Annotated in this window: 14 protein-coding genes; 12 read left to right on the top strand and 2 right to left on the bottom strand. The window is 57.7% G+C overall.

What is annotated here, in order from left to right; translation table 11 throughout:
- Window positions 1–238 precede the first annotated feature (238 nt).
- Entirely contained in the window at window positions 239–1528 is a 1290-nt protein-coding gene (gltA, locus tag NR126_RS11045; RefSeq protein WP_027621077.1) for a citrate synthase, read from the bottom strand.
- Between the two features lie 364 nt (window positions 1529–1892).
- On the opposite strand from gltA, the gene sdhC reads away from it, so the two are divergent.
- The 12 genes from sdhC (at window position 1893) to NR126_RS10985 (ending at window position 16268) form a co-directional block, all read left to right on the top strand.
- Window positions 1893–2267 carry a succinate dehydrogenase, cytochrome b556 subunit gene (gene sdhC, locus NR126_RS11040; protein ID WP_027621078.1) on the top strand — a complete coding sequence of 125 codons (375 nt, stop codon included), beginning with the start codon at window positions 1893–1895 and terminating at the stop codon, window positions 2265–2267.
- A complete protein-coding gene (gene sdhD / locus NR126_RS11035) occupies window positions 2261–2629 on the top strand; it encodes a succinate dehydrogenase, hydrophobic membrane anchor protein (RefSeq protein ID WP_027621079.1) in 369 nt (122 codons plus the stop codon). Before sdhC ends, sdhD begins: the two co-directional genes overlap by 7 nt.
- A 3-nt stretch (window positions 2630–2632) precedes the next feature.
- Window positions 2633–4405 (top strand): succinate dehydrogenase flavoprotein subunit, encoded by a 1773-nt coding sequence (gene sdhA, locus NR126_RS11030; RefSeq protein ID WP_027621080.1) that lies wholly within the window; start codon window positions 2633–2635, stop codon window positions 4403–4405.
- 11 nt (window positions 4406–4416) lie between these two features.
- Window positions 4417–5121: a succinate dehydrogenase iron-sulfur subunit gene (locus tag NR126_RS11025; protein WP_027621081.1), complete on the top strand. Its 705-nt coding sequence runs from the start codon at window positions 4417–4419 to the stop codon at window positions 5119–5121.
- A gap of 262 nt (window positions 5122–5383) precedes the next feature.
- On the top strand, window positions 5384–8215 hold the full coding sequence (locus NR126_RS11020) for a 2-oxoglutarate dehydrogenase E1 component (protein ID WP_027621082.1): 2832 nt from the start codon (window positions 5384–5386) through the stop codon (window positions 8213–8215).
- A 42-nt stretch (window positions 8216–8257) separates the two neighbouring features.
- The gene (gene odhB, locus NR126_RS11015) at window positions 8258–9478 is read left to right on the top strand and encodes a 2-oxoglutarate dehydrogenase complex dihydrolipoyllysine-residue succinyltransferase (RefSeq protein WP_027621083.1); all 1221 of its coding nucleotides are present in this window, start codon (window positions 8258–8260) and stop codon (window positions 9476–9478) included.
- A 98-nt stretch (window positions 9479–9576) separates the two neighbouring features.
- Window positions 9577–11013: a dihydrolipoyl dehydrogenase gene (lpdA, locus tag NR126_RS11010; protein ID WP_027621084.1), complete on the top strand. Its 1437-nt coding sequence runs from the start codon at window positions 9577–9579 to the stop codon at window positions 11011–11013.
- A gap of 181 nt (window positions 11014–11194) precedes the next feature.
- Window positions 11195–12361 (top strand): ADP-forming succinate--CoA ligase subunit beta, encoded by a 1167-nt coding sequence (sucC, locus tag NR126_RS11005; RefSeq protein WP_007919879.1) that lies wholly within the window; start codon window positions 11195–11197, stop codon window positions 12359–12361.
- A complete protein-coding gene (gene sucD, locus NR126_RS11000; RefSeq protein ID WP_003223019.1) occupies window positions 12361–13242 on the top strand; it encodes a succinate--CoA ligase subunit alpha in 882 nt (293 codons plus the stop codon). The genes sucC and sucD overlap by 1 nt, the downstream gene beginning before the upstream one ends.
- 415 nt (window positions 13243–13657) lie before the next feature.
- Window positions 13658–14971: a branched-chain amino acid transport system II carrier protein gene (gene brnQ / locus NR126_RS10995; protein ID WP_027621085.1), complete on the top strand. Its 1314-nt coding sequence runs from the start codon at window positions 13658–13660 to the stop codon at window positions 14969–14971.
- A 158-nt stretch (window positions 14972–15129) separates the two neighbouring features.
- Window positions 15130–15867, top strand: a complete 738-nt coding sequence (locus tag NR126_RS10990) for a DUF599 domain-containing protein (protein ID WP_027621086.1) — start codon at window positions 15130–15132, stop codon at window positions 15865–15867.
- On the top strand, window positions 15867–16268 hold the full coding sequence (locus NR126_RS10985; protein WP_105754374.1) for an MAPEG family protein: 402 nt from the start codon (window positions 15867–15869) through the stop codon (window positions 16266–16268). Before NR126_RS10990 ends, NR126_RS10985 begins: the two co-directional genes overlap by 1 nt.
- A 69-nt stretch (window positions 16269–16337) precedes the next feature.
- Here NR126_RS10985 and NR126_RS10980 read toward each other — a convergent pair whose 3' ends face one another.
- Window positions 16338–16577, bottom strand: coding sequence for a hypothetical protein (locus tag NR126_RS10980; RefSeq protein WP_027621088.1), 240 nt, complete (start codon window positions 16575–16577; stop codon window positions 16338–16340).
- Window positions 16578–16726: the final 149 nt, after the last annotated feature.

Here is a 16726-nt window from a genome sequence, read left to right as displayed (position 1 = left end):
ATCAGGCCGCCTCGGTTGCTTGGGGTTTTGATCCACCGGCCCCGTTACAGGAGGCTGAGTGGAGGTATTCATCCGAGGGGGGAGCCAGCTCCGACAGTTGAGAGAGCGCTACTGCAGGAATGGATGTGCGGGCTGACAAATAGCAGTAACTCGCAGCACAAACAAAAACGGCCTCCTGCTTTATATAAGAAGCAGAGGCCGTTTTCGCTGCAATCAAGACGCTATCGTGAGAGGGCGCTTATTTGCGGTCTTCCAGTTTGCTGATGTCGCGCGACTCGTAGCCGGTGTACAGCTGGCGTGGGCGGCCAATCTTGTAAGGGCTGGAGAGCATTTCTTTCCAGTGGGAGATCCAGCCGACGGTCCGCGCCAGGGCGAAGATCACGGTGAACATGCTGGTTGGAATGCCGATCGCCTTGAGGATGATCCCCGAGTAGAAGTCGACGTTCGGGTACAGCGAGCGCTCGATGAAGTAAGGGTCGGTCAGGGCGATCTCTTCCAGGCGCATGGCCAGTTCGAGTTGCGGATCGTTCTGGATACCCAGTTCCTTCAACACTTCGTCGCAGGTCTGCTTCATCACGGTGGCGCGCGGGTCGCGGTTTTTATACACGCGGTGACCGAAGCCCATCAGTTTGAACGGATCGTTCTTGTCCTTGGCCTTGGCGATGAACTTGTCGATGTTCGAGACATCGCCAATTTCGTCGAGCATGGTCAGTACCGCTTCGTTGGCGCCGCCATGAGCCGGGCCCCAGAGTGCGGCGATACCGGCTGCGATACAGGCGAACGGGTTGGCACCCGAGGAGCCTGCCAGGCGCACGGTGGAAGTCGATGCGTTCTGCTCGTGGTCGGCATGGAGGATGAAGATCCGGTCCATGGCCTTGGCGAGTACCGGGCTGATCGGTTTGATCTCGCACGGGGTGTTGAACATCATGTGCAGGAAGTTTTCCGCGTACGACAGGTCGTTGCGCGGGTACATCATGGGTTGGCCCATGGAGTACTTGTAAACCATCGCTGCCAGGGTCGGCATCTTGGCAACCAGGCGGATCGCGGAAATTTCGCGATGCTGCGGGTTATTGATGTCCAGGGAGTCGTGGTAGAAGGCCGAAAGCGCACCGACTACGCCGCACATGACGGCCATTGGGTGGGCGTCGCGACGGAAGCCGTTGAAGAAGGTCTTCAGTTGCTCGTGAACCATGGTGTGGTTCTTCACGGTGCCGACGAACTGGGCTTTCTGCTCGGCTGTCGGCAGTTCGCCGTTCAGCAACAGGTAGCAGGTTTCCAGATAGTCCGATTTCTCGGCCAGTTGTTCGATCGGGTAGCCGCGGTGCAGCAGGATGCCGTTGTCGCCATCAATATAGGTAATCTTCGACTCGCAGGAGGCGGTCGACATGAAACCCGGGTCGAAGGTGAAGCGGCCCGTGGCAGTCAGGCCTCGAACATCGATAACATCGGGACCAACGGTGCCGGTTAAAATGGGCAGCTCGACGGGGGCTGCGCCCTCGATGATCAACTGCGCTTTTTTGTCAGCCATGTGGCCTCCTATTTATGCTTGAAATCATCAGACAGACCCCCCACGCAGGGCCCGCACCACTATAGTGAGATAAATTCGAATGTCAATTTGCCTAAAGTCTTGCCCCAGAAGGCTTTAACCACACTTTTTCCTCGAAATTGCCTGCCATTTACGCCTTTTATCCCGCTTGTGCAATCAGCTATTTGGGGTAGGTGTTTGCGTTGTCATTAGTAACCTAACTGTCTATACTCGGCCTCCGACCGCCAGGGGCTTTTGGGCCTGTATTTGATGGGGGTCGCATCCCTGGGTGGTGGTTACCTGACCAGTGCACTCCCCAACAACTTTGCCCTGATTGTTAGGGGCTCTTCAGTGTGAAAAAAAAGCCGTGAAAAGCCAACGACCTGTAAACCTAGACCTAAGGACCATCAAACTCCCCATCACCGGCGTTACGTCGTTCCTTCACCGTGTATCCGGCATCATTCTCTTCCTGGGCCTCGGCTTCATGCTTTATGCATTGGGCAAATCCCTGGGTTCCGAGGAAGGCTACGCCGAAGTGAAGGCATGCTTGACCAGCCCGCTGGCCAAGTTCGTAGCATGGGGCCTCCTGTCCGCTCTGCTGTATCACCTGGTAGCCGGTGTGCGCCACTTGATCATGGATATGGGCATCGGTGAGACGCTGGAAGGCGGCCGCCTGGGCTCGAAAATCATCATCGCCATTTCCGTGGTGCTGATCGTTCTGGCAGGAGTTTGGATATGGTAACCAGCGTTACGAATCTTTCGCGTTCGGGCCTCTATGACTGGATGGCACAGCGCGTGTCTGCGGTCGTTCTCGCGGCTTATTTCATTTTCCTGATCGGATACCTCGCGGTGAATCCGGGTATCGGCTATGAGCAATGGCACGGCCTGTTCAGCCACAACGGAATGCGTATTTTCAGTCTGCTGGCACTGGTTGCCCTGGGCGCTCACGCCTGGGTCGGCATGTGGACCATCGCGACCGACTACCTGACGCCAATGGCGCTGGGCAAGTCCGCGACTGCGGTACGTTTCCTCTTCCAGGCAGTATGCGGCGTTGCGATGTTCGCTTACTTCGTCTGGGGTGTGCAGATTCTCTGGGGTATCTGATTCATGGCTAACATTCCAACGATTTCTTTCGACGCCATCATCATTGGCGGCGGCGGTGCTGGCATGCGCGCAGCGCTGCAACTGGCACAAGGTGGTCACAAGACTGCCGTGATCACCAAGGTTTTCCCGACTCGTTCGCACACTGTGTCGGCACAGGGCGGCATCACCTGCGCTATCGCTTCGGCAGATCCGAACGATGACTGGCGCTGGCACATGTACGATACCGTCAAGGGTTCCGACTACATCGGTGACCAGGACGCTATCGAATATATGTGTCAGGAAGGCCCGGCTGCGGTATTCGAGCTGGACCACATGGGTCTGCCGTTCTCCCGTACCGAGCAAGGCCGTATCTACCAGCGTCCATTCGGCGGCCAGTCGAAGGATTACGGTAAAGGCGGTCAGGCTGCACGTACGTGCGCCGCTTCCGACCGTACCGGTCACGCACTGCTGCACACCCTTTATCAGGGCAACCTGAAAGCGGGCACCACGTTCCTCAACGAATACTACGCTGTGGACTTGGTGAAGAACTCGCAGGGCGAGTTCGTCGGCGTTATCGCCATCTGCATCGAAACCGGCGAAACCACCTACATCCGCGCCAAGGCCACCGTATTGGCTACCGGCGGTGCAGGTCGTATCTATGCGTCCACCACCAATGCCCTGATCAACACCGGTGACGGCGTTGGCATGGCCCTGCGTGCTGGCGTACCGGTACAAGACATCGAAATGTGGCAGTTCCACCCGACCGGCATCGCCGGCGCCGGTGTACTGGTCACCGAAGGTTGCCGTGGTGAAGGCGGTTACCTGATCAACAAGCATGGCGAGCGTTTCATGGAGCGTTATGCTCCGAACGCCAAAGACCTTGCTGGTCGTGACGTTGTGGCCCGTTCCATGGTTAAAGAGATCATCGCCGGTAACGGCTGTGGCCCTAATGGCGACCACGTGATGCTCAAGCTGGATCACCTGGGTGAGGAAGTGCTGCACAGCCGTCTGCCAGGTATCTGCGAACTGTCGAAGACCTTCGCTCACGTTGACCCGGTAGTTGCTCCGGTTCCGGTTGTTCCGACTTGCCACTATATGATGGGCGGCGTTGCCACCAACATTCACGGCCAGGCGATCACCCAGGACGCCGACGGCGTAGACACCATCATCCCTGGTCTGTTCGCAGTGGGTGAAGTGGCTTGCGTATCGGTACACGGCGCCAACCGTCTGGGCGGCAACTCGTTGCTCGACCTGGTGGTATTCGGTCGTGCAGCGGGTCTGCACCTGGAAAAAGCCCTGACTGACGGCATCGAATACGACGACGCGACCGAAGCTGACATCGAAGCCGCTCTGGCTCGTCTGTCCGCGCTGAACGCACGTACCGATGGCGAAGACGTGGCTACCCTGCGTCGCGAGCTGCAAAGCTGCATGCAGAACTACTTCGGTGTATTCCGTACTGGCGAATACATGCAGAAGGGTATTGCCCAACTGGCCGAGCTGCGCAAGCGCATTGCCAACGTGAAGATCAACGATAAGTCGCAGGCGTTCAACACTGCACGTATCGAAGCGCTGGAACTGCAAAACCTGCTGGAAGTGGCTGAAGCTACTGCCATCGCAGCTGAAGTGCGTAAAGAGTCCCGCGGTGCTCACGCCCGTGAAGACTTCGAAGACCGTGACGACGAAAACTGGCTGTGCCACACCCTCTACTTCCCGGGTGACAAGCGCGTGAGCAAGCGTGCTGTGAACTTCTCGCCGAAGACTGTTCCGACTTTTGAACCCAAGATTCGGACTTATTAAGGGTGGCCGCCATGTTGAAAGTCAGCGTTTATCGTTACAACCCTGATCAGGACGCCGCGCCGTTCATGCAGGAATTCCAGGTTGATACCGGTGGTAAAGACCTGATGGTGCTGGACGTGCTGGCCCTGATCAAAGAGCAGGACGAGGGTTTTTCCTATCGTCGCTCTTGCCGTGAAGGTGTTTGCGGTTCCGACGGCATGAACATCAACGGCAAAAACGGCCTGGCGTGCGTCACGCCGCTGTCCGCTGTTGTAAAAGGTAACAAGTTGGTTGTTCGTCCGCTGCCAGGTTTGCCGGTAATCCGTGACCTGGTCGTCGATATGAGCATCTTCTACAAGCAATACGAGAAGGTGAAGCCATTCCTGCAGAACGACACGCCGGCTCCGGCCATCGAGCGTCTGCAGTCCCCTGAAGAGCGTGAAAAGCTTGACGGTCTGTACGAGTGCATCCTGTGCGCTTGCTGCTCGACCTCTTGCCCGTCCTTCTGGTGGAACCCGGACAAGTTCCTGGGTCCAGCTGCACTGCTGCAAGCGTACCGCTTCCTGGCAGACAGCCGCGACACCAAGACTACCGAGCGTCTGGCTTCGCTGGATGACCCGTTCAGCGTATTCCGCTGCCGCGGGATCATGAACTGCGTCAACGTTTGTCCGAAAGGCCTGAACCCGACTAAGGCCATCGGTCACATTCGTAACATGCTTCTGCAAAGCGGCGTGTGATTCAGCTGTAGTACCCGTAGCACCGTTGTAACCGAAGGAGCTAAGGCGCGGGCTTCAACCCGCGTCGTAGCTATAACCAGAGCAGCAGCTTACAAGGCTGCGGCTCTTATTTTGAAGAAATGAGACAAGCAGGGGCATCCGGGCTGGTACCCGGACTATCAGCGTGATCCTAAGTGGCTTGTTTTGGTCGCTGCACTCGGACTTCTGCAAGTTTGCTCGGTGTCTTCGCCGATGGTGTTCCCCTAACCGAGGGTGACCAAGCATGCAAGAAAGCGTGATGCAGCGCATGTGGAACAGCGCCTACCTGTCCGGTAGTAACGCTGCCTATGTGGAAGAGCTCTACGAGCTCTACCTGCACGACCCTAACGCTGTGCCAGAAGAGTGGCGCACCTACTTTCAGAAGTTGCCTACAGATGGCGACTCTGCCATCGATGTTTCGCACTCCACAATTCGCGATCATTTCGTGCTGCTGGCAAAGAACCAGCGCCGCGCCCAACCGGTTTCCGCCGGCAGCGTGAGCAGTGAGCACGAGAAGAAGCAAGTTGAAGTGCTGCGATTGATCCAGGCCTACCGTATGCGTGGCCACCAGGCAGCCCAGCTTGACCCGCTGGGACTGTGGCAGCGTCCTGCACCTGCAGACCTGTCGATCAATCATTACGGCTTGACCAATGCCGATCTTGATACGACCTTCCGTGCCGGCGACCTGTTCATCGGCAAAGAGGAAGCGAGCCTACGCGAAATTCACGAAGCGTTGCAGCAGACATATTGCCGCACCATCGGCGCTGAATTCACGCACATCACCGATTCCGAGCAGCGCCAGTGGTTCCAGCAGCGTCTGGAAAGCGTGCGCGGTCGTCCGACCTATTCCGCAGACATCAAGGGCCACCTGCTCGAGCGTGTGACTGCCGGTGAAGGTCTGGAAAAATACCTGGGTACCAAATACCCGGGCACCAAGCGTTTCGGTCTGGAAGGCGGCGAGAGCCTGATTCCGATGCTCGACGAGCTGATCCAGCGTTCCGGTTCCTACGGCACCAAGGAAATCGTCATCGGCATGGCCCACCGTGGCCGTCTGAACGTACTGGTCAACACCTTCGGCAAGAACCCGCGCGAGCTGTTCGACGAGTTCGAAGGCAAGAAGAAGGTCGAGCTGGGTTCCGGTGACGTTAAATACCACCAGGGCTTCTCGTCCAACGTAATGACCAGTGGTGGCGAAGTTCACTTGGCCATGGCGTTCAACCCGTCCCACCTGGAAATCGTTTCCCCGGTGGTCGAGGGTTCGGTTCGCGCCCGTCAGGATCGTCGCAACGACCCGACCGGTGAAAAGGTTCTGCCAATCTCCATCCACGGCGACGCAGCATTCGCCGGCCAGGGTGTGGTGATGGAAACCTTCCAGATGTCGCAGACCCGCGGTTTCAAGACCGGCGGTACTGTGCACATCGTGATCAACAACCAGGTTGGCTTCACCATCAGCAACCCGTTGGACTCGCGCTCCACCGAGTACGCCACCGACGTCGCGAAAATGATCCAGGCGCCGATCCTCCATGTGAATGGTGATGATCCGGAAGCCGTTTTGTTCGTGACCCAGTTGGCTATTGACTACCGCATGCAGTTCAAGCGTGACGTGGTGATCGACCTCGTCTGCTACCGTCGTCGCGGCCACAACGAGGCCGACGAGCCAAGCGGTACCCAGCCTCTGATGTATCAGCAGATCACCAAACAGCGCACTACCCGTGAGCTGTATGCCGATCGCCTGACCCAGAGCGGCGTGCTCGACGCAGAGCGTGTTCAGGCGAAAGTCGACGAATACCGCAATGCGCTGGACAACGGTCTGCATGTTGTAAAAAGCCTGGTCAAGGAACCGAACAAAGAGCTGTTCGTCGACTGGCGTCCGTACCTGGGTCACGCCTGGACTGCGCGTCACGACACTCGCTTTGATCTGAAAACCTTGCAGGAACTGTCGGCCAAACTGCTGGAAGTTCCGGAAGGTCTGGTTGTTCAGCGTCAAGTTGCCAAGATCTACGAAGACCGTCAGAAGATGCAAGCCGGTGGCCTGCCGATCAACTGGGGTTTCGCCGAGACCATGGCCTACGCGACGTTGCTGTTCGAAGGTCACCCGATCCGCATGACGGGTCAGGATATTGGCCGCGGTACGTTCTCGCACCGCCACGCTGTTCTGCACAACCAGAAAGACGCCGGCACCTACGTTCCGCTGAAGAACCTGTACGACGGTCAGCCGCGTTTCGAAATGTACGACTCGTACCTGTCGGAAGAAGCCGTACTGGCGTTCGAATACGGTTACTCGACCACCACGCCGAACGCGCTGGTGATCTGGGAAGCCCAGTTCGGCGACTTCGCCAACGGTGCCCAGGTAGTTATCGACCAGTTCATCACCAGTGGCGAGCACAAGTGGGGCCGTCTGTGCGGTCTGACCATGCTGCTGCCGCACGGTTATGAAGGCCAGGGTCCGGAGCACTCTTCCGCACGCCTGGAGCGTTACCTGCAGCTGTGCGCCGAGCACAACATCCAGGTAGCGGTGCCGACCACTCCGGCGCAGATCTACCACTTGCTGCGTCGTCAGGTGATTCGCCCGCTGCGCAAGCCATTGATCGTTCTGACTCCGAAGTCGCTGTTGCGTCACAAGTTGGCCATCTCGACCCTGGAAGATCTGGCCGAAGGTTCGTTCCAGACCGTTATCCCGGAAATCGACACCCTGGACCCGAAAAAGGTCGAGCGCGTCGTGCTTTGTAGCGGCAAGGTCTACTACGACCTGCTGGAAAAACGCCGTGCCGAAGGCCGTGACGATATTGCCATCGTGCGTATCGAGCAGCTGTACCCATTCCCTGAGGACGACTTGAAAGAAGTCCTGGCTCCTTACACCAACGTCAAGCATGCCGTGTGGTGTCAGGAAGAGCCGATGAACCAGGGTGCGTGGTACTGCAGCCAACACCACCTGCGTCGTAGCATCGCAAACCTCAACAAGTCTCTCGTACTCGAGTACGCGGGCCGTGAGGCTTCTGCTGCACCGGCATGTGGTTACGCATCGATGCACGCTGAGCAGCAGGAAAAACTGCTGCAAGACGCCTTTACTGTTTAACGCCTTCGCGCACCTGAAACCGAATTTAAGGAACCACAGACAATGGCTATCGAGATCAAAGCCCCCACTTTCCCGGAATCGGTTGCCGATGGCACCGTTGCCACCTGGCACAAACAACCGGGCGACGCGGTCAAGCGCGACGAACTGATCGTCGACATCGAAACCGACAAGGTCGTGCTGGAAGTGTTGGCTACTGCTGACGGCGTGCTGGGCGCTATCGTCAAGAACGAAGGCGAAACCGTTCTGTCCGACGAAGTCCTGGGCTCGATCGTTGAAGGCGGTGCTGCTGCCGCTCCAGCTGCTGCCGCTCCGGCTGCCGCTGCACAAGCTGCTGCTCCGGCCGCTGCTGGCGAAGACGATCCTGTTGCTGCCCCGGCTGCACGCAAGCTGGCTGAAGAGAGCGGTATCAACATCGCTTCCGTTGCCGGCACTGGCAAAGGCGGTCGTGTGACCAAGGAAGACGTAGTTGCTGCTGTTGCCGCCAAGGCTTCGGCTCCAGCTGCTGCTCCGGCCAAGGCTGCTGCACCTGCCGCTGCTGCTCCGGTATTCGCTGCTGGCGACCGCGTCGAGAAGCGCGTTCCGATGACCCGTGTTCGTGCAACCGTGGCCAAGCGCCTGGTAGAAGCACAATCGAACATGGCGATGCTGACCACTTTCAACGAAGTCGACATGACCGAAGTCATGGCCCTGCGTTCGAAGTACAAGGACCTGTTCGAGAAGTCCCACAATGGCGTGCGCCTGGGCTTCATGTCGTTCTTCGTCAAGGCCGCTACCGAAGCGCTGAAACGCTTCCCGGCAGTCAACGCGTCGATCGACGGCAACGACATCGTTTACCACGGTTATGCCGACGTTGGTGTGGCGGTTTCCAGCGACCGTGGCCTGGTGGTCCCGGTTCTGCGTAACGCCGAACACATGAGCCTGGCTGAAATCGAAGGCGGCATCGCCACCTTCGGCAAGAAAGCCCGCGACGGCAAACTGTCGATGGACGAAATGACCGGCGGTACTTTCACCATCACCAACGGTGGTACTTTCGGTTCGATGATGTCGACGCCGATCGTCAACCCGCCTCAGGCTGCAATTCTGGGCATGCACAACATCATCCAGCGTCCTATGGCCATCAACGGTCAGGTCGTGATCCGTCCGATGATGTACCTGGCGCTGTCCTACGATCACCGTCTGATCGATGGCAAAGAAGCTGTAACCTTCCTGGTGACCATCAAGAACCTGCTGGAAGATCCGGCTCGTCTGTTGCTGGATATCTGATTGAAGCAGCCGTGAGCTGCAAGTTTCGAGCTGCGAGTCAATGCAGCCCGGCTTGCAGCTTGCGGCTTGGAGCTTTTCGCTAAAGAGGATTCTTTTACATGTCACAGAAATTTGACGTAGTAGTGATCGGTGCTGGCCCTGGCGGCTACGTGGCTGCCATCAAGGCCGCCCAACTGGGTCTGTCGACCGCGTGCATCGAGAAGTACACCGACGCCGAAGGCAAGCAAGCCCTGGGCGGTACCTGCCTGAACGTTGGCTGCATTCCGTCCAAGGCGCTGCTGGACAGCTCCTGGAAGTACAAGGAAGCCAAAGAAAGCTTCAACGTTCACGGTATCTCCACCGGCGAAGTCAAAATGGACGTCGCTGCGATGGTTGGCCGCAAGGCTGGCATCGTCAAGAACCTGACCGGCGGCGTTGCGACCCTGTTCAAGGCCAACGGTGTTACTTCGATCCAGGGCCACGGCAAGCTGCTGGCTGGCAAGAAAGTCGAAGTCACCAAGCCAGACGGTTCGGTTGAAGTCATCGAAGCTGAAAACGTGATCCTGGCTCCAGGTTCGCGTCCTATCGACATTCCGCCTGCTCCGGTTGACCAGAATGTGATCGTCGATTCCACCGGCGCCCTGGAATTCCAAACCGTACCTAAACGTCTGGGCGTGATCGGCGCTGGCGTGATCGGTCTGGAGCTGGGTTCGGTATGGTCGCGTCTGGGTGCACAAGTGACTGTCCTGGAAGCCCTGGACACTTTCCTGATGGCAGCGGACACCGCTGTTTCCAAGGAAGCGCTGAAAACCCTGACCAAGCAGGGTCTGGACATCAAGCTGGGCGCTCGCGTGACCGGCTCCAAAGTCACTGGCGAAGAAGTTCTGGTGAACTACACCGACGCCAACGGCGAACAGACCATCACTTTCGACAAGCTGATCGTAGCCGTTGGTCGCCGTCCGGTGACCACTGATCTGCTGGCCGCCGACTGCGGCGTGACCCTGGACGAGCGCGGTTTCGTGCACGTTGACGATCACTGCGCCACCACCGTACCGGGCGTCTACGCCATCGGCGACGTGGTGCGCGGTATGATGCTGGCGCACAAGGCCTCGGAAGAGGGCATCATGGTTGTCGAGCGCATCAAGGGCCACAAGGCCCAGATGAACTATGACCTGATCCCTTCGGTTATTTATACTCACCCGGAAATTGCATGGGTCGGTAAAACCGAGCAGGCCTTGAAAGCTGAAGGCGTTGAAGTTAACGTCGGCACCTTCCCGTTCGCAGCCTCTGGCCGTGCCATGGCAGCCAACGACACCGGTGGTTTCGTCAAGGTCATCGCAGATGCCAAGACTGACCGCGTACTGGGCGTCCACGTGATTGGCCCAAGCGCTGCAGAACTGGTTCAGCAGGGCGCGATCGGTATGGAGTTCGGCACCAGCGCTGAAGACCTGGGCATGATGGTTTTCTCCCATCCGACCCTGTCTGAAGCCTTGCACGAAGCAGCTTTGGCAGTGAATGGCGGCGCCATCCACATCGCCAACCGCAAGAAGCGTTAAGACATAATAAGAAACCACGGCGGTTTGGCCCGTCGTGAGCCTTGCTTGCAAGACTCACCGCGGAATATCCGCTGGACGCAGTCTTGCATAGCTCCGCTATGCAAGCAGCAGTCACAGGTGGTGCGGCACTTTTACAAGTGCAGCACCGAATGCGCAGTACCTAACGAAGACGGTAATAAGCATGAATCTTCACGAGTATCAGGGTAAGCAGCTGTTCGCTGAGTACGGCCTGCCAGTATCCACCGGTTACGCGGTAGACACCCCGGAAGCAGCAGCAGAAGCTTGCGACAAAATCGGCGGCAGTGAGTGGGTTGTCAAAGCCCAGGTCCACGCCGGTGGTCGCGGTAAAGCGGGCGGCGTAAAGCTGGTTCGCAGCAAAGAAGACGCCAAAGCCTTCGCACAGCAGTGGCTGGGCAAGCGTCTGGTGACTTACCAGACTGACGCCAATGGTCAGCCAGTCACCAAGATCCTGGTTGAATCGTGCACTGATATCGCTAAAGAGCTGTACCTGGGCGCTGTCGTTGACCGTTCGAGCCGTCGTATCGTGTTCATGGCTTCCACCGAAGGTGGCGTGGACATCGAGAAAATCGCTCACGACACTCCAGAAAAAATTCTGAAAGCCACTATCGATCCACTGGTTGGCGCTCAGCCATTCCAGGGTCGCGAGCTGGCGTTCCAACTGGGTCTGGAAGGCAAGCAAGTTGCCCAGTTCGCCAAGATCTTCGTAGGTCTGGCCAAACTGTTCAAGGATCACGATCTGGCCCTGCTGGAAGTGAACCCGCTGGTGATCAAGGCTGACGGCGATCTGCACTGCCTGGACGCGAAGATCAACATCGACGCCAACGCCATGTACCGTCAGCCTAAGCTGAAGACTTTCCACGATCCGTCGCAGGACGATCCGCGCGAAGCGCACGCTGCCAAGTTCGAACTGAACTACGTAGCGCTGGAAGGCAACATCGGTTGCATGGTCAACGGTGCTGGCCTGGCCATGGGTACCATGGACATCGTCAACCTGCATGGCGGCAAGCCAGCCAACTTCCTCGACGTGGGCGGCGGTGCTACCAAAGAACGCGTTACCGAAGCGTTCAAGATCATCCTGTCCGACACTAACGTCGCTGCAGTACTGGTCAACATCTTCGGCGGCATCGTTCGTTGCGACATGATTGCCGAAGGCATCATCGGTGCAGTGAAAGAAGTCGGCGTGAAAATCCCGGTTGTTGTTCGCCTTGAAGGTAACAACGCTGAACTGGGCGCTAAAGTACTGGCAGAAAGCGGTTTGAACATCATCGCTGCAACCAGCCTGACCGACGCTGCTCAACAAGTTGTCAAAGCTGCGGAGGGCAAATAATGAGCGTCCTGATCAATAAAGACACCAAAGTTATCTGCCAGGGCATTACCGGTTCGCAAGGTAGTTTCCACACCCAGCAAGCCATTGAGTACGGCACCAAGATGGTAGGTGGTGTAACTCCGGGCAAAGGCGGCACCGAGCACCTGGGTCTGCCAGTGTTCAACACCGTTAAAGACGCAGTAGCGGCCACTGGCGCTACCGCCAGCGTGATCTACGTTCCGGCTCCTTTCTGCAAAGACTCGATCCTGGAAGCGGCTTTCGGCGGCATCAAGCTGATCGTCTGCATCACCGAAGGCATTCCTACTCTGGACATGCTGGACGCTAAAGTTAAGTGCGACGAACTGGGTGTTACCCTGATCGGCCCTAACTGCCCAGGCGTGATCACCCCAGGCGAATGCAAGATCGGCATCATGCCAGGTCACATTCACTTGCCAGGCAAGGTCGGTATCGTTTCCCGTTCCGGCACCCTGACCTACGAAGCTGTTAAGCAGACGACTGACGCCGGTTTCGGTCAGTCGACTTGCGTCGGCATCGGTGGTGACCCGATCCCGGGTTCGAACTTCATCGACATCCTGAAGCTGTTCCAGGAAGACCCGAAGACCGAAGCGATCGTAATGATCGGTGAGATCGGCGGTTCGGCTGAAGAAGAAGCGGCTGCCTACATCAAGGCACACGTGACCAAGCCAGTTGTTTCCTACATCGCTGGTGTGACTGCTCCTCCGGGCAAGCGCATGGGCCATGCTGGCGCAATCATCTCTGGCGGCAAAGGCACTGCAGACGAGAAATTCGCTGCGCTGCAAGACGCAGGCGTGAAAACCGTGCGTTCGCTGGCAGACATCGGCAAAGCCCTGGCTGAGCTGACCGGTTGGGCTGTCAAGTAAGCCTCGCGCTTAGCTTGCAGCTCTGCTGACAAAGGCCACCTTCGGGTGGCCTTTGTCGTTTCTGATAGTTGTATTGGCTGTGCTGGCCTCTTCGCGAGCAGGCTCGCTCCCACATGGAAACTCGGTCAACTGTGGTTCTAGCCCGGGCGACGTTTCGCTGCTCGCGATGACGGACATGTAGGCGAAAACCATTTACATGCATAAACGCGACACGGAAGTGTCGCGCATCGGATAGTCCGCCCTCAAACAGTGCGTTTGACCCACAAATTCGGTACCCTAGCCGCCATCTTGCGTTTGCGTCCCACAAGGTTGCTGCGCGCTAAACGGGTCAGTCCCATACGGACCGACAGCATTTCCCTCACCCATCAGGGAAATCCCTCTCTAAATTCCGATTCAGTAGTGTGGTATTTCCTTAATGAAAGTGTTGAAAGGCCAGGACATTCTGGCACTTGGTTTTATGACGTTTGCCCTGTTCGTCGGGGCTGGCAACATCATCTTCCCGCCTATCGTCGGTTTACAGTCCGGACCTCATGTCTGGATGGCTGCGCTGGGCTTTTTGATCACCGCGGTCGGTTTGCCGGTGATCACCGTTGTCGCATTGGCCAAGGTCGGCGGCGCCATGGACGCCCTGAGTAGCCCGATTGGCAAGATCGCTGGCGGCATTCTGGCGGCAGCCTGCTACCTGGCTGTGGGGCCGCTGTTCGCCACCCCGCGTACTGCCACCGTATCTTTCGAAGTGGGTCTGGCGCCGCTGACGGGTGAAAGCCCGCTGGCGCTGTTCCTCTACAGCTCCGTGTACTTCCTGCTGGTGTTCTTCATCTCCCTGTACCCAGGCCGCTTGCTGGACACCGTAGGGCGTTTCCTTGCGCCGCTGAAGATCATCGCCCTGGCGGTACTCGGTATCGCTGCATTCGCGCTGCCGGCGGGCGACATTGGTGTTGCCACTGCGGAGTATGTTGCGGCGCCGTTCTCCCAGGGCTTCATCAATGGTTACCTGACCATGGATACCCTTGGCGCACTGGTGTTCGGCATCGTGATCGTCAATGCCATTCGTTCCCGTGGCGTTGAGTCACCGGCGCTGATTACCCGTTACGCCATCATTGCCGGGCTGATCGCCGGCGTTGGCCTGGCGCTGGTGTACGTCAGTCTGTTCCGACTGGGTTCGGGCAGCCATGAGGTGGCCATGGGCGCGACCAACGGCGCTGCGGTCCTGCATGCTTACGTGCAGCACACCTTCGGCTCCTTGGGCAGCGGTTTCCTCGCGGTACTGATCTCCCTGGCGTGCCTGGTAACTGCCGTCGGCCTGACCTGCGCCTGTGCCGAATACTTCAGCCGTGTGCTGCCTCTGTCCTACAAGACTCTGGTGGTCATCCTGGCGGCGTTCTCGCTGCTGGTGTCCAACCTCGGCCTGACCAACCTGATCGCGTTCTCGATCCCGGTGCTGACCGCTATCTACCCGCCGTGCATCGTTCTGGTAGCCCTGAGCTTCTGCAAGGACTTCTGGCTGGAGCAGGGCCGTATCGTTGGTCCGGTCATGCTGGTGTCGTTCCTGTTTGGCCTGATCGATGCGCTCAAGGGTGCTGGCCTGGCCGACTGGATGCCGACGCAACTGACGCACCTGCCGCTCGCCGAGCAAGGCTTGGCGTGGCTGGTGCCGTGCTTCTTCACCCTGGTGATTGCCGTAGCCTGCGATCGCCTGCTGGGCAAGCGCAGCGAAGCCTTGGCGTAAACCTCGACGTCTGCCACAAGCGGACGCTGATGTAACAGGAAATGCCCCGTATCAATCGATACGGGGCATTTTTTATGGGCCGCTGGTCGTGTCTTTTTTTGTCGGCTAACGTCGAAGCACTGTTTTCCATTTGAACCTCGCACCACACAAGGAACTGCATGTCGTTCGTCCACGCCAATCTGCTGCACATCATCGCCGCGCTCTGGTTTGTCACCTGCTGGGGCGGTTACACCCGCTACGCCACCTGGAAAGGCCGCGACACGGCCTGCCTGGCCAGTGTTCTGCACCTATACCGAGAAGACTGGATGCGCCGCATGCTGCTGCGTGATAACCGCATCGCCGATGCCAGCGTGATTGGCAATCTGGAGCGCAACGCGTCCTTCTTTGCGTCCAGCACCCTGATCATCCTCGCCGGCATCCTCACCGTGCTGGGTGCCTCCGAGCGCGCGGTGTCGCTGCTGGCGGACATTCCCATGGTGCAGCAAGCGTCCCAGGGTATGTCGGAGATAAAGCTGCTGTGCCTGGCGCTGGTGTTCGTCTACGCCTTCTTCACTTTCAGTTGGTGCATGCGCCAGTACAACTTCGCGGCGGTTCTGGTGGGCTCGGCGCCGATGGTAGGTGAGCGGCATGTTTCCGAGCAGGAGCGCAAGGCATTTGCCCAACGTGCTGCGCGGGTGATTTCAATGGCGGCCAACCAGTTCAACTTTGGCCTGCGTTCCTATTACTTCGGCATGACCATGCTGGCCTGGTTCGTTAGTCCCTGGTTGTTCATGTTGCTGAGTGCCGGCGTGGTGCTGGTGTTGTATCGCCGGGAGTTTCATTCCGACGTACTTGAAGTCATGGTCTATACCCCTACAGAGGCGCCATTGCCCGAAGCCAGTAAAGAGGTGAGTTGATGAGTATCCCGTTCTGGTGTGTGTTTATCAGTGCGTTGCTGATTTTTGTCGCGCGCATGCCGGTGGGCAAGGCGATGAAAGAGCAGGGGTGCTACAACAATCATCTGCCACGTCAGCAACAGGCACAACTTACCGGTTTTGGTGCACGCGCACTGGCGGCCCACCAGAACAGTTTCGAGGCGTTTATTGTGTTTGCAGTGGGCGTGTTAATGGCACACACCACGCAAACAGCGGGTTGGCTGATCGATGGGCTGGCCATTGTGTTTGTTGTTGCGCGGATTGTTTACTTGTTGTGTTACTGGGCTGATCTGGCCTGGCAGCGCAGTCTGGTGTGGGTGATCGGCCTGGTCTGTTCGCTGCTGTTAATGCTCAGTCCGACATTTCGGACTGTGTTGCTCTAACCGTCATTTTCCTGCAAACACAATAAAGCCCGCACTTGGCGGGCTTTATATTGAAGCGCTAAAACCGGATCAGTTGGTTTTAGGAGCGGCTTCTTCTGCGGCAGCTTTGTTCGATTCAGCCTGATCTTTGGCGGCTTCGGCGTTTTCTTTCGCTGCCTCGTTCACCTTATCCTGAGCTTCGTTCATCTTTTGCTGTGCTTGCTCAGCATGTTGGTTGGCATCTTGAGCTTTGTCCTCGGATTTTTTATCGCAGGCAGCGAGACCGAGGGAAGCGGTCAACATCAAGGCAATAGCTAAAGTCTTACGCATGGGGTGTTTCTCCTTATGGAAAATATCTACTTGTCCTTTCGAGCACGGCGCTCGTGGTTAAGTTCAATGAATCCCTCAGATATATAAGTTTCTTCTTACGGGAACTTTTTCTTAGTCCCATAACTGCTATGCATCATCCCTTGCCCAGA

It is taken from the genome of Pseudomonas sp. Pse1 (assembly GCF_024519635.1).
Lineage (GTDB): Bacteria > Pseudomonadota > Gammaproteobacteria > Pseudomonadales > Pseudomonadaceae > Aquipseudomonas.
This window is presented reverse-complemented; position numbering and strand designations above follow the sequence as displayed.